This window comes from Rhodococcus sp. 06-1460-1B (assembly GCF_002258475.1).
Taxonomy (GTDB): Bacteria; Actinomycetota; Actinomycetes; order Mycobacteriales; family Mycobacteriaceae; genus Rhodococcoides; species Rhodococcoides fascians.
Window position 1 is genome coordinate 43,662 of record NZ_NOYS01000035.1, and the last position, 13,473, is coordinate 57,134.

A 13,473-nucleotide genomic window follows, 5' to 3' on the forward strand; every position below is an offset into this window, starting at 1 on the left:
ACACGAGGTTACGGGGTGGAACCGACGGGCGGGATGACCCCGGTTTCAGCGATGCAACGCCGCAGCGATCTCCCGGTACGTCTCGAGCGGGTCGGCGTCGTCGGGCAGCGCGTGCAGCGTCACGTGCGACGCGCCGGCGGTGAGGTGTTCGTCGAGTCGAGCAGCGATGGCGTCGGCATCTCCGTGTGCGACGAGGGCATCGATCAGTCGGTCGCTGCCGCCGTCGCCGATTTCCTCGTCCGAGTAGCCGAGCCGGTTCAGATTGTTGGTGTAGTTGCGCAGATGCAGGTAGGGATTGTTCACCGGTGGCCGACCGATCGCGCGTGCCTTCTCCGGATCGGTCTCGAGCACCACCTTGTGCTCGGGAGCGAGAATCTTGTTCGGCCCCACTGCTTCTCGGGCTTCACGGGTGTGCTCGGGAGTGGTCAGATAGGGGTGCGCGCCTGCGGTACGGCTCGCGGCCAGCGCGAGAACCTTGGGGCCGAGCGCGGCGAGGACCCGACGCTCCATCGGGACTCCGGCCTCGTCGAGGTCGTCGAGGTAGCTCACCAATGCGTCGTACGGCTTCTGATACTCCTGGGTGGCCTCGGGGTGACCGGCACCGATGCCCAGGACGAACCGTCCGGGGTGCTTGCTCTCGATGCGGTGATACGACGCGGCGACGTCGGCGGCTGCATCGGACCAGATGTTGACGATGCCGGTGGCGACGACGATGGTGTCCGTGGCGTCGAGGATCTCCTCGGTGGTCGTCAGGTCCGCGGGCGGGGATCCGCCGAGCCAGATGGTCCCGTAGCCGAAGGACTCGATGGCGCGGGACAACTCCGGCGTGAACGCCGAGTGCAGTCGCCAGACGCCGTACTTGCCGAGTTCAGGTGTGGAAGTCATGTTCGAAGTCAACGCAGCAGCCTCTCGAAGATTCCGGGCATTCTCATTCGTCCGGTTCGATGATGCGATTTTCCGGGAACCGTGCGGGCGGCGGGCCGAAGGCGTCACGGGCGTTCTTGATGACGCCTTTGCCGACCACTCGGTTGCCCGCGCCGCCGATCGCCGCGCCGATTCCGGCGGGAAGCATCTTGCCGACCAGCAGTGCACTGCGCTTGGCCAGGTATTTGGTGACGAACTTCTTCACCAGCGATTTGTTCATGCTGGCCATCGAGCCGCCCGGGATGCGCGAGGTGACGAGTGGGCCCCAGTTCTTGGCTGTCTTGCCCACTGTTCGTTGAACGATCTGCATGCCCGATTCGCCCAGTGCCACCGAGAGCACCAGCGCGCGTCGCTGCTGGTGATTCTCGACGGGAATGCCGTGCACGGACGCGACCGACAGCGTCAGCAGAGCCGACGACTCGATGAAGAACGCGGTCTCGGCACCGACGGCGGCGAGCGATGCGACCGTACCGATTCCGGGGACCGCCGCTGCGCCTCCCACTGCCGATCCGCTGCCGGTGACCGCCAGCAGGAATCGCTTTTCGAGCCGTTCGATGATCTGGGCCGGGGTGTCGTACGGGTGTGCTCGACGCACGTGCGCGACGTATTTGTCGACGGCGGGTCCCTGTAGGCGGCTGGCGTTGTCCAGGATGTTGACCAGGGCCCGTTCGAGCTTGCCTCCGCTCGAGATCTCGACCTGAGCGTCGTCCTTCTTGCCTGCCATCGATACCTCTTTCGGTTGCGAGCGTCGGTGACGCTGGTCGGGGGAGTTACCCGCGAATTCTTGAATGCACACGTACGGGGCAATTTAGACTCGTGGCGTGCAGATTCCTGCGAGCTGGGTGGTGTCCGGTGGCGCGCGCCGCGTCGGGGTGGGGGCATGTTCGAGACTCTGTCCCATCGCGGCGTCGCCGGTGACGATCCGCGCGGCCGACGAGGAAGGTATGGCGTCATGACCACACACATTTGGCCCACTCTGAAGTACGACAACGCACGCGACGCAATTCGATTCATCGTCGACGTGTTGGGATTCGAGGAGTGCGCGGTTCACGGCGAAGGCGACCGCGTCGATCATGCGGAACTGCGCTGGCCCGACGGCGGCGGGGTGATGCTGGGCAGTGTTCGCGACGGGAGTGCCATCGGCGAACTGCCGCCGGGTGTCGGGTCGATCTACATTGTCACCGACGACCCCGACGGCATCCACGATCGCGTCGTCGCGGCGGGCGGCACCGTCACGCAGGGCCTGCGCGAGGAGGACTACGGCAGCCGCGGCTTCACCTGCCGCGACGCCGAGGGGGTCTACTGGAGCTTCGGTACCTACGCCGGGGCATAGCCGTCACTGTTACACCCAGTGCTCGGGCGGGACCAGTTCGTCCGGCTTCGGCGGCTGCGGCGCGGTGCCGTCGCCGAAGGGCGATCCGCCGAGTGATTCACGTCCGTGCGGTTCGAGCCAGCCGGCCAGATCGGGCCCCTTCGGCACGATGCCCGACGGATTGATGTCGGTGTGCACCTCGTAGTAGTGCCGCTTGATGTGATCGAAGTCGACGGTGTCACCGAATCCGGGGGTCTGGAACAGGTCGCGTGCGTAGTTCCACAGCACCGGCATCTCGGTGAGCTTGCTGCGGTTGCATTTGAAGTGGCCGTGGTAGACGGGATCGAAACGGACGAGGGTGGTGAACAGTCGCACGTCGGCCTCGGTGATGTGCTCGCCGACGAGATACCGCCGGGTGGACAGCCGTTCGACGAGCCAGTCGAGGCGAGCGAACAGGCGGTCGTACGCCTTCTCGTAGGCCTCTTGCGAGCCGGCGAATCCGCAGCGGTAGACGCCGTTGTTGACGTCCTTGAACACCAGATCGGCCACCTCGTCGATCTCGCCGCGGAGCGCCTCCGGGTACAGATCGGGCGCGCCCTCGCGGTGGTACTGCGTCCACTCGGTGCTGAGGTCGAGGGTGATCTGTGGGTAGTCGTTGGTGACGACCTGGCCGGTGGGAACGTCGACGATCGCCGGCACGGTGATGCCTCGTTCGTAGTCCGGGAACCGTGCGAAGTAGGCGTCCTGCAGCCGAGGGATCTGTAGAACCGAGTCGACGCCGCCCGGCTCCTCCTGGAAGTTCCAGCTGCGCGGGTCGTGGGTCGGACCCGGAATGCCAAGGGACAGAACATCTTCGAGTCCGAGGAGTCGACGCACGATGATGGATCGATGGGCCCACGGGCAGGCCCGCGCCGCGATCAACCGGTAACGCCCGGGCTCCACCGGATACCCGTCCCGGCCGTCGGCGGTGATGCGCGTCGGGATGTAGTTGGTATCGCGCTTGAATTCCTCGCCCGGCTTCACGTAGGTGGCGTCCTCGGCCATGATCGAACTCCTCACATCGGTCGGTCTCACGAACGCTACCCAGTCCGGACCGGATTCAAGCGCCTAGGTTCGACGCACGGCGGTGTGGCAGGCGCCGATCTCCACGTAGTCGAGCCGGGCGGCAAGGCGTCGAGCGGTCGTGTTCTCCGGTCGCGCGCGCCACTGCGGTATCAGGCCGTCGTCGATGGCATCGTTGGTCGCGAGCCGCCCGACGACCGCGGCGTATCCGTGTCGTCGGTGGTCCGGGTCGGTGAGAACGCGCATGTCGGCCAGGATCATGTTTTCTTCCGAGTACCCGGCCGAGGCCAGGGATCGCGCCGAATCCGCGGGTCGGTCGTCTCCGAGCAAAGTGAACCAGTGCCGCGACACCGGCTCGCCGAATGCCTCCGTCACGTCGGCCTCGCTGCAGTGCTCCGCCAGAGCGCGGGCGTGCTCTGCGTCGTGGGAGATCAGCGGATCGTGGACGTCGATGGTGTGGCCGATCTCGGATCCGTAGGCCAGCGTGTGGGAGTCGATCTCGTACTGCTCGACGCGATCGCCCAGCAGCGTCGACAACCACGTCCGACCGGTGTCTGCCTGGCCCTCGATGCCGCGTGCGGCGTCCACGGCCCAGGACGGCCCGACGATCAGGGTGGTCTGCGCCAGTCGGAGTACGACGATGTTCTCGGTGTCGGTCCGATGTTCGACGCGGTCCGCGGTGGTATCGAGGGCACGGTCGTCCAACGACAGCCGTCGGCACCAGGCGAGTCGGACGATGTCGAGTCGGTGGGGATCGAATCGGTCGGCATCGTAGGCAGGCAATTCCACGGTTCGACAGTAGCGACGGCACTTGAACCGACGGGCTGCGGCAGCTGTGGCGGCATTTCTGTTTCACCGTCCCAAAGCAATCTTTCGAACTTTTTCGCCCCCGGTGTTTCGCTCAGCGCCGATAGATGGCAGACTCGGTTTTGAGATTAGAGCTTCGACGTGAAGATCTAGCTCGCTTACAGAAGGTTTACAGAATGACGCAGGGCAGTGTGAAGTGGTTCAACGGCGAAAAGGGCTTCGGCTTCATCGAGCAGGATGGTGGCGGACCGGACGTTTTCGTTCATTACTCGGAGATTCAGGGTAGCGGCTTCAAGTCGCTCGACGAGGGCCAGCGCGTGGAGTTCGAGGTGGGCCAGGGTCAGAAGGGCCCCCAGGCTACCGGCGTCCGCGCCATCTGATTCAAGCTTCGTAACCCGATTTCTCCTGGTGGACTGAAACTCTAGATTTTTTCAGCACCAGAAACTCGGTGACAAGGCCGGATACACGGAAGTAATTCCGAGTGTCCGGCCTTCGTCTGTTCGGTGAGGGCATCGACCGCGGTCGGTGCCCATTTTGCGTCGAAAGATGCCTTTGTTCCCTGGTGGGCGCATTGTCCGGGTTGCTCCGAGGCTGCCGCCGGCCCTATATTCCAGTTGGAATAATTCGCGCGGGATAGGTGACAGGGGGATCGATGCGAGCTGGAACCGTCAATCCGCTGGGCGTCTCGATTCTGGCTCTGCTCTCGGAGGGCCCGATGCATCCCTACGAGATGTATCAATTGCTGCTCTCCCGCAAGGAAGATCGAATCGTCAAGATTCGCCCGGGTTCGCTCTATCACGCGGTCGCACGTCTGCATGAGCAGGAACTGGTCGACGAGGTCGGAACCGACCGGGGTGGCAACCGTCCGGAGCGCACCACCTATCGGATCACCTCGGCCGGACGGCACGTGCTGACCGATCGGCTGACCGAAATTCTGAGAACCCCGGTGCGTGAATACCCGCAGTTCGTCCTCGGCCTGTCCGAAATGCACAACCTACCCGCATCCGACGCGACCGCCCTGTTGCGGGAGCGAATCGTGGACCTGACCGCGGACATCGACGAACTGTCGGGCTATCAACAGCTCGCAGCAGATCGCCAGATATCCGAAATCTATTGGGCCGGAATCGATTACATTCACCACATGCTGCGCGCAGAAGTGCAGTGGCTGACGCGCTACCTCGATCGGATCGACAGCGGCGAGCTCGACTGGCCGCATCACATCTCCGCACATCACACGAACCCGACTTCGGGGATAGGGAGCGCTACATGAATTCCGTCGAGACTGCCCCGTCGCAGCACGAGATCAGACCGTGGCCGGCGCTGTGGGCACTGTGCTTGGGCTTCTTCATGATCCTGGTGGACACGACGATCGTCGCGGTCGCGCAACCTGCGATCCTCACCGGGCTGAACACCGACATCAACAACGTCATCTGGGTCACCAGCGCGTATCTCCTCGCCTACGCCGTTCCACTGCTGGTCACGGGCCGATTGGGTGACAAGTTCGGTCCGCGGAATCTGTACATCGCCGGCCTGGTGCTGTTCACTCTCGCGTCCGTGTGGTGTGGGCTGTCGGGATCGATCGACATGCTCATCGCGGCGCGCGCGGTTCAAGGTCTCGGCGCGGCGATGATCACCCCACAGACGATGGCGGTGATCACTCGCGTGTTCCCGGCGGAGAAGCGCGGAACGGCGATGGGGGCATGGGGTGCCGTCGCAGGCGTCGCTACGCTCGTCGGGCCGATTCTCGGCGGTGTGCTGGTCGACTCGCTCGGCTGGGAATGGATCTTCTTCATCAACGTGCCGGTGGGCATTCTCGCAATTGCGTTGGCGCTGAAGTTCGTTCCGGTGCTGCCGACCCACGATCACAAGTTCGATCTGCTGGGCGTTGCGCTCAGCGCTGTCGGACTCTTCTGCATCGTCTTCGGTATCCAGGAAGGTCAGAAGTACGACTGGGGTACCGGCGTGTGGATCCTCATCGGTGTCGGTCTGCTGGTCTTCGCGGGGTTCGTCTACTGGCAGTCCGTGAACACCAGCGAGCCGCTGGTGCCCTTGGCCCTGTTCCGCGACCGCAACTTCTCGCTGTCCAATATCGGTATCGCCGCAATGGGTTTCGCGATGTCCGGCATGATGCTGCCGATCATGTTCTACGCGCAGAGCGTCACCGGTCTGACGCCCACCCGATCGGCACTGCTGTTCGTTCCGATGGCGCTGCTCACCGGACTGCTCGCACCCAATATCGGCAAGCTCGTCGACAGGACGCATCCGCGGTACATCGCCGGATCGGGACTGTTCATCCTCGCCGCGTCGCTGCTGTGGTTCGCCTACGAGATGACGCCCACGACGGCCATCTGGAAGTTGCTGCTCCCCGTCGCTGCAATGGGTGTGGCGAATGCGTTGATCTGGTCTCCGTTGGCAGCGACGGCCACTCGTAATCTTCCGATGAGCCAGGCGGGTGCAGGTTCGGGAATTTACAACACCACCCGCATGATCGGGTCCGTGCTCGGCAGCGCGGGCATCGGCGCGCTCATCCAATCGCGCTTGGCCGCCGAACTACCTACCGGTGGATCGGCTTCGGGGGCAAACGAATTCGCCGGCCGAGTGCCCGAGATGCTGCGTGACGGCTTCACCACCGCCATGGCGCAGTCGCTGATTCTGCCCGCCGTCGTGCTCCTGGTCGGCATGGTCGCGGTCTGCTTCTACGCCCGGCCCGCGTTCGAGAAACCCATGTGAGTGGAACCTCGACCCCTGCTACGAAGTTCCACTCACATGCGGCGAAGCCGCTCTACAGCCCCAGATCCCGGCCGATCAGTTCCTTCATGATTTCGTTCGATCCGGCCCAGATCTTGGTCACGCGAGCGTCTTTCCAGGCGCGGGCGGCGCGGTATTCGTTCATGAATCCGTAGCCGCCGTGCAGCTGGACGCAGTGGTCGAGGATTTCGTTCTGCACCTGCGAGCTCCACCACTTGGCCTTGGCTGCATCGATGGCCGTCAGCTCGCCCTGGCCGTGGGCGACGATGCAGTTGTCGATGTATGCCTGTGCCACATCGAGTTTGGTGACGAGCTCGGCGAGCAGAAACTTGTTCCACTGCAGCGAGCCGATCTGCTGACCGAATGCCTTGCGGTCCTTGGCGTACTGCAGCGTCTCTTCGAGAATGGGCCGTACGTGTCCGAGGTTGGCCACCGAGCAGCTGATGCGTTCCTGGGGGAGCAGCTGCATCATGTGAATGAAGCCGCCGTCGAATTCGCCGATCATGTTGGCGCTGGGTATTCGCACGTTCTCGAAGAACAGTTCCGCGGTGTCGGATTCGGGCTGGCCGACCTTGTCGAGTTTGCGGCCGCGGGTGAATCCTTCGGTTCCGTTCTCGACGGCGAACAGCGTGATGCCCTTGGCCTTCTTCTCCGGCGTGGTGCGCGTGGCGACGATGACGAGGTCGGCGGAATTACCGTTGGTTATGAACGTCTTCGAGCCGTTGATGATGAAGTCGTCGCCGTCCTTGACGGCGGTGGTCTTCAGCGCGGCGAGGTCCGAGCCGCCGGAGGGCTCCGTCATGGCGATGGCGGTGAGGATCTCGCCGCTGCAGAACCCGGGCAGCCAGCGCTTCTTCTGCTCCTCGGTGGTGAGCTTGACGAGGTAGGGCGCGACGATGTCGACGTGGATACCGAAGCACGACGCCACCGCGGCACTCGAGCGGGCGAGTTCCTCACCGAGGACGGCGTTGAATCGGTAGTCCTCGGCTCCGCTGCCGCCGTATTCTTCGGGCACCTCGAGGCCGAGGAAACCGTTGCGTCCTGCTTCGAGCCAGATCTCGCGGTCGATGTATCGCTGTTCGATCAGCTTTTCCTCGACCGGTGTGATCGTCCTGGTGACGAACTCGCGTACCGATGCGCGGAAGTCGTCGTGGTCGGACTCGAACAGGCTGCGCTTCACTTACTTGTTCCTCTCGGTAACGGCTGATACGCGCACAATACTCGTCGGTAACTACGCCCCGGAACGCGTATGGCACTATGCGAGGCATGGCTGACGCACCTACCTCGCTCGTCCGATCGACCACTGCGGCCGGCGCCGAGGTCGCTGTCCTGACGTTCGATCACGGCCCCCTCAATCTGTTCGATCAGGCAATGTTCGACGCGGTGGCCGCGAACGTTGCCGATCTGGCCGCGAACCCGCCGCGTGCGGTTCTGCTGCGTGCCGAGGGCAAGGTCAACTCGGCGGGCGTCGACGTGCACGTGTTCGAGGGATTGTCCGCGGCCGAGGGTGCCGATCTGTGGCGTGGGTTGTTCGCCGGCATCATTCACCCGCTCGAGGCGTTGCCGTGTCCGGTGATCTACGCCGCGCACGGTTTGACGCTCACCGCGGCGTTCGAGATCTCGCTGGCCTGCGACATCGTTCTGGCCGGACCCAAGGCGAAGTTCGGTCTGGTCGAGACCGTCGTCGGGTTGACGCCGTCGATGGGCGGACCGCAGCGTCTGGCCGAGCGGGCCGGGTCGGGTCGGGCACGTGAATTCGTCATGACCGGTGATCTGTACGACGCCCAGACGTTGAAGGAGTGGGGCGTGGTCAACCAGATCCACGACGACGTCGATGCCGCGGCGCTCGCGTTGACACACCGACTGGCCGACGGCCCTACCGTCGCCCATGCGGCCACGAAACAGATTGTGGCGGCGTGGCGTTCGGGCGGTGTGGCGCACGCGGACGACATCACGTCGGAGGTGTCGGGCGCATTGTTCGAGACCGAGGATCTGCGCGGTGCGGTGACGAGCTTCCTCGAGGTCGGCCCGGGTAAGGCGACGTACACCGGCAAGTAGAATCGTATGAGTGAGTATTGATCAATTGGCCGAACTGCACCTGCACATCGAAGGGTCGCTCGAGCCTCCGCTGATCTTCGATCTTGCCGAGCGCAACGCAATCACGCTGCCGTACAACGATATCGACGAACTGCAGGCGAAGTACGAGTTCACCGACCTGCAGTCCTTCCTCGATCTGTACTACGCGAACATGGCCGTGTTACGCACCGCCGAGGACTTCGCCGATCTGGCGCGCGCGTACTTCCGCCGCACCGCGCAGGCCGGGGTGACGCATGCGGAGATCTTCTTCGATCCACAGGCGCACACCGAGCGCGGTGTACCGCTCCAGGCCGTCGTCGAGGGATTGGCCGACGCCTGCGCGACCAGTGAGCGCGAATTCGGCGTCACCAGCGGGTTGATCGCGTCGATCCTGCGAGACAAGCCGGTGCTGCACGCCAACCAATTGCTCGACGACCTGTTGGCGATGAAGGCACCGATCATCGGCCTCGGTCTCGACTCCGCCGAGGTCGGCTACCCGCCGTCGCTGTTCGTCGACGTGTTCGCCAAGGCACGCGCCGAGGGCCTGCACGTGGTCGCCCACGCCGGTGAGGAAGGCCCGCCCGACTACATCTGGCAGGCACTGGATCTGCTGAACGTGGAGCGCATCGATCACGGCGTCCGGTGCCTGGAAGACGAGGCGCTGGTGAATCGACTTGTCGAGGAACAGATTCCGCTCACCGTCTGCCCGTTGTCCAACGTTCGGCTCAAGGTGATCGACGACGTCGCGCAGTTGCCGCTACGGCAGATGCTCGACCGTGGGTTGTCGGTGTCGATCAATTCCGACGACCCCGCTTATTTCGGCGGGTACGTCGACGACAACTTCGTCGCGCTGGAAGAGGGCATGGGTCTGACCGCGGACGAGCGGAAGCAGTTGGCGGAGAACTCGGTTCGCGCCAGCTTCGCGACAACCTGAATCAGTTCGCCGTCACCGAGATTTTCGGGTAGCCGGTTGCTCCGTCGGGGACGGTGTCTGCAGTCTTGTTGGTCTGCAGCTCCCCGGCGGAGTTGGTGGCCCGGGCGCGGATCGCGTGCTGGCCCGCCGGCAGGTCGAGCTCGATCATCCACTGCCTCCACGTGTCCTTGGAGTACTCCTCCGACAGGGTTGCCGGCATCCAATTGCCCTCGTCCACTTGTACTTCGACGGCCTCGATGCCGGTGTGCTGATCCCAGGCGACGCCCGCGAACACGGTCTTTCCCGCGGACACGGAGCTGCCCGAGCGCGGGGTGTCGATGCGGGCAGCGGTCTTGATCGGACCGAGTACGCCCCAGCCGCGGTCGGTCCAGTATGCCGTCACCTTGTCGAATCGGGTGATCTCGATGTCGGTGACCCACTTGGTGGCCGAGACGTATCCGTACAGTCCGGGCACGACCAGTCGGGCCGGGTAACCGTGCTCCACGGGTAGCGGGGCGCCGTTCATCCCGACGGCCAACAGTGCGTCGCGGCCGTCGAGCAGCACCTCGAGGGGAGTGCCTGCGGTGAAGGCGTCGCTGCTGGACGACAGGGCCATGTCGGCGTCGGGGGAGATGCCCGCTTCTTCGAGGATGTCCTTCAGTGGGTAGCCGATCCACGTCGCGTTGCCGACCAGGTCGCCGCCGACGATGTTGGACACGCACGTCAACGTGACTGTTTTCTCCACCGCCTGACGCTGTGCCAGATCGGCGAAAGTCAACTCGATCTCGCGGTCCACCATGCCGTGGATCCGCAGCGACCACGTATCCGACGCCACGCGTGGCACGACCAACGCGGTGTCGATGCGGTAGAAGTCCTCGTTCGGGGTGATGTACGACGCGAGGCCGTCGATCTTCAGGTCCGCCCCCGCCGGTATCGGCGTTTGCGGCGTCGGGGTCGGGAGCATGAAGCCGAGTCGATCGGCGGTGACCGCTCGCGCCGAGGTGAGCATTCGTCCGGCCGTCCCTGCGACGACTCCGAGTACTGCGGCACCGGCGGCGAGGGTCAGAAAACTGCGTCGGTTCATTCCGTCGGTCGCCGGGGTGGCGGATCCGATGAGGGCGTGCAGCACGACGATGCCGACGATGACGCCGCCGATGGTCGGGACTGCATAGAACACCGTCGCGTCGGGTCGGGTCACCGCGGCGAGGACGCCGATTACGCCCAAGGCGGCGAACACCGCGGCCCCGATCGGTTTGCGAGCGATTCCTGCCGCGGCCGCGATAGCGCCGATGACCACGGCCATACCGAGGAACAGGGCGAGCTTGTCGGAGGTGCCGAACGTGTCGATGGCCCATTCACGGACCGGTGCCGGACTGTTGTCGACCGCCGAGGATCCGACGGCGGTCAGTGGTGACGAGTTCGGTCCGATGGGGACGGCGATCAATTCGCCGACGCCGAGGACGACTCCGGCGGCGATGATGCCGGACAGCGCGCGTTTTCCTGTGCTCACCGAGTCCAATGTAAGCGAACTCGTCGTGCGCGGTATTTCGTAGCAGGGTACGAGATACCGCTCACGACAGCAGGTGCGCCAAGTAGTCGTTGCGGAACAGCTGCGTCGGGTCGAGGGAATCGCGGATGCGCAGGAAATCGTCGAAGTGCTCGTAGGAATCACGCAGCTCGGCGCTGCCGAGAGAGTGCAGTTTGCCCCAGTGCGGCCTGCCGCCGACACTGCGGCAGATGGTCTCGACGGCGTCGAAATACTCCCGGTGATCGCGGCGGTGGTACTGGTGCACGGCGATGTAGGCCGTCGGGCGTCCATAGGCCGTGGAGAGCCAGATGTCGTCGGCGGCGGCAAATCGTACTTCGACGGGGAACGCGATGGATATCGAGGACTGCTCGAGCCAGCGATCCACCTCGCGGAGCACCCAGGCGATCTCGGAGACGGGCACGGCGTATTCCATCTCGACGAACTTGACCGTCCGCGACGACGCGAACACCCGGTACGAGCGGTCGGTGTACTCGCGAGCCGACAGTGCTCGGGCCGAGACCGCGTTCACCCTGGGAATCAACGCAGGCACTCGCGTCACCACTCGGTTGAGGCCCTCGAAGACCGTGTTGGACAGCAGTTCGTCGTCGAGATATGAGCGCACCTTGCCCAGCGGACGCAGATCGGTGTCACCGGGCAGGCGGGTGTTGCGTTTGGTGAGCACACGATCGGTGTGCGGAAACCAATAGAACTCGAAATGGTCGACGCCGGCGACGGTGGCATCGAGATCACGCAGCGTCGCCGTCAGCGTCGACGGCGTCTCGACGGCCTGCAGCGCGAACGCCCCGACGCAGTTCAACGTCGCACGCGTGATGACGCCGAGAGCGCCGAGACCGATGCGGGCCGCGTCGAACAGTTCTGTGTTCTCGTCTCGGGAGCACTGCACCGACTGTCCGTCCGCGGTCATCAGCTCCAGCGCGTGCACCTGGGTGGCGATGCCGCCGAACCGGGCACCGGTTCCGTGAGTGCCCGTCGAGATGGCCCCGGCGACGGACTGCTCGTCGATGTCGCCCAGGTTGGTCATCGCCAGACCGAGCTCCCACAACCGCGCCGACAACTCCCGGAGTCGAGTGCCGGCCAGCACCGTCACCTGGGCAGATCCGTCGTCGGCGCGTTCGACGTATTCGATACCGCTCAGCGCATCCAAGGCGATCTGGATACCGTCGGTGACGGCAATGGGAGTGAAGGAATGCCCTGCCCCGACGCAGCGCACCGGCAGAGAGCGTTCGGCGGCATCGCGCAGAATCGCACGCATCTCCTCGACCGACGAGGGCTCGGCTCGACGCGCCGGGAATGCATGTTGATTGCCCGCCCAGTTCTGCCACGACCGCTCGATCATCGAATCACTATCTCGCAGCGCGCTCCCCTGGGGCAATCCAAGGCACAGATGTCGACCGCGACCTAGTATCGGGTCATGCAATCGAGGCTGCCCGCCGACGTGCGCCGCGCACAACTGGTGCAGTCGGCAATCGATGTCGCCGAGCGGGTCGGTATCGAGTCGCTCACCGTTCGGGCGCTGTCGGAATATGCCGACGTCACCAAAGGCATCGTGCAATACCACTTCGAGACCAAGCAGGATCTGGTGATCGCGATGGGCGAGCACCTCATCGTCGACGTCACCGAGATACTGCATGCCGCGTTGGACAGCGCGGTCGGAACACACGAACTACCCGGTGTTCGGGGTTTGCGCGAGCTGGTGCACAGCGGGCTGAGCGCGGTGTGGCTGCTGATCGAGAAATCGCACGGTCGGCAGCTGTTGGCGTACGAGATCAAGACGTATCTGTTGCGGCATCGCGCACTGGGTTCGGCCACGGCCGCCGAGATCGCCAGCGGGCAGTATCGAATCCGGGATTCCGAGGCGCAGCTGTTCTTCGAGAATTGTTCCGACCACACCGGCACGCGGTGGCTCGAACCGGTGGAGTCGATCGCCCGCTTCGGGATGGCGACCCTCGACGGTTTGGTGCTGCGGTGGTTGGTCGACGGCGACGATCTCGAAGTGTTGGCCCAGATCGACGACCTGTCCGGGTTGATCGCCGCGAAGGCAGAAGATCGCTGAGTGGAAAACCGCTCGACGGGACTTCTCGG

15 protein-coding genes are annotated in these 13,473 nt (G+C 64.4%); 8 read left to right on the forward strand and 7 right to left on the reverse strand.

The window, feature by feature from the left end; translation table 11 throughout:
- Window positions 1-45: 45 nt before the first annotated feature.
- Together CH268_RS21100 and CH268_RS21105 are read right to left on the reverse strand one after the other, a co-directional pair.
- Entirely contained in the window at window positions 46-885 is an 840-nt protein-coding gene (locus CH268_RS21100; protein ID WP_094665799.1) for an LLM class F420-dependent oxidoreductase, read from the reverse strand.
- 43 nt (window positions 886-928) lie between these two features.
- On the reverse strand, window positions 929-1,648 hold the full coding sequence (locus CH268_RS21105; protein ID WP_037219502.1) for a hypothetical protein: 720 nt from the start codon (window positions 1,646-1,648) through the stop codon (window positions 929-931).
- Window positions 1,649-1,745: 97 nt separating this feature from the next.
- On the opposite strand from CH268_RS21105, the gene CH268_RS28310 reads away from it, so the two are divergent.
- Both CH268_RS28310 and CH268_RS21110 read left to right on the forward strand, forming a co-directional pair.
- Window positions 1,746-1,880, forward strand: a complete 135-nt coding sequence (locus CH268_RS28310; protein ID WP_255182468.1) for a hypothetical protein — start codon at window positions 1,746-1,748, stop codon at window positions 1,878-1,880.
- Complete coding sequence (locus tag CH268_RS21110) at window positions 1,877-2,257, forward strand: VOC family protein (protein ID WP_094665831.1); 381 nt, start codon at window positions 1,877-1,879, stop codon at window positions 2,255-2,257. The genes CH268_RS28310 and CH268_RS21110 overlap by 4 nt, the downstream gene beginning before the upstream one ends.
- Before the next feature lie 9 nt (window positions 2,258-2,266).
- Here CH268_RS21110 and CH268_RS21115 read toward each other — a convergent pair whose 3' ends face one another.
- A complete protein-coding gene (locus CH268_RS21115; RefSeq protein ID WP_045840759.1) occupies window positions 2,267-3,280 on the reverse strand; it encodes a glutathione S-transferase family protein in 1,014 nt (337 codons plus the stop codon).
- Between the two features lie 63 nt (window positions 3,281-3,343).
- Window positions 3,344-4,087, reverse strand: a complete 744-nt coding sequence (locus CH268_RS21120) for a GNAT family N-acetyltransferase (RefSeq protein ID WP_094665800.1) — start codon at window positions 4,085-4,087, stop codon at window positions 3,344-3,346.
- A gap of 194 nt (window positions 4,088-4,281) precedes the next feature.
- On the opposite strand from CH268_RS21120, the gene CH268_RS21125 reads away from it, so the two are divergent.
- From CH268_RS21125 to CH268_RS21135, 3 genes are all read left to right on the forward strand, one after another.
- Entirely contained in the window at window positions 4,282-4,485 is a 204-nt protein-coding gene (locus CH268_RS21125; RefSeq protein WP_008714360.1) for a cold-shock protein, read from the forward strand.
- Between the two features lie 272 nt (window positions 4,486-4,757).
- The gene (locus tag CH268_RS21130; RefSeq protein WP_052054800.1) at window positions 4,758-5,375 is read left to right on the forward strand and encodes a PadR family transcriptional regulator; all 618 of its coding nucleotides are present in this window, start codon (window positions 4,758-4,760) and stop codon (window positions 5,373-5,375) included.
- On the forward strand, window positions 5,372-6,835 hold the full coding sequence (locus CH268_RS21135; protein WP_032390498.1) for a DHA2 family efflux MFS transporter permease subunit: 1,464 nt from the start codon (window positions 5,372-5,374) through the stop codon (window positions 6,833-6,835). Before CH268_RS21130 ends, CH268_RS21135 begins: the two co-directional genes overlap by 4 nt.
- 52 nt (window positions 6,836-6,887) lie before the next feature.
- On the opposite strand, the gene CH268_RS21140 is transcribed toward CH268_RS21135, so the two are convergent.
- Window positions 6,888-8,033: an acyl-CoA dehydrogenase family protein gene (locus CH268_RS21140; RefSeq protein ID WP_094665801.1), complete on the reverse strand. Its 1,146-nt coding sequence runs from the start codon at window positions 8,031-8,033 to the stop codon at window positions 6,888-6,890.
- A gap of 86 nt (window positions 8,034-8,119) precedes the next feature.
- Here CH268_RS21140 and CH268_RS21145 point away from each other — a divergent pair, with 86 nt between their 5' ends.
- Together CH268_RS21145 and CH268_RS21150 are read left to right on the forward strand one after the other, a co-directional pair.
- A complete protein-coding gene (locus tag CH268_RS21145) occupies window positions 8,120-8,911 on the forward strand; it encodes an enoyl-CoA hydratase/isomerase family protein (RefSeq protein ID WP_032382504.1) in 792 nt (263 codons plus the stop codon).
- Between the two features lie 10 nt (window positions 8,912-8,921).
- Window positions 8,922-9,863 carry an adenosine deaminase gene (locus CH268_RS21150; RefSeq protein WP_094665802.1) on the forward strand — a complete coding sequence of 314 codons (942 nt, stop codon included), beginning with the start codon at window positions 8,922-8,924 and terminating at the stop codon, window positions 9,861-9,863.
- Window position 9,864: 1 nt separating this feature from the next.
- Here the strand turns inward: CH268_RS21150 and CH268_RS21155 are convergent, their stop codons facing one another.
- Entirely contained in the window at window positions 9,865-11,352 is a 1,488-nt protein-coding gene (locus tag CH268_RS21155; protein WP_094665832.1) for a molybdopterin-dependent oxidoreductase, read from the reverse strand.
- 61 nt (window positions 11,353-11,413) lie between these two features.
- Window positions 11,414-12,727, reverse strand: coding sequence for a D-arabinono-1,4-lactone oxidase (locus CH268_RS21160; protein ID WP_094665803.1), 1,314 nt, complete (start codon window positions 12,725-12,727; stop codon window positions 11,414-11,416).
- A gap of 75 nt (window positions 12,728-12,802) precedes the next feature.
- On the opposite strand from CH268_RS21160, the gene CH268_RS21165 reads away from it, so the two are divergent.
- Window positions 12,803-13,444, forward strand: coding sequence for a TetR/AcrR family transcriptional regulator (locus CH268_RS21165; RefSeq protein WP_027498003.1), 642 nt, complete (start codon window positions 12,803-12,805; stop codon window positions 13,442-13,444).
- Window positions 13,445-13,473: the final 29 nt, after the last annotated feature.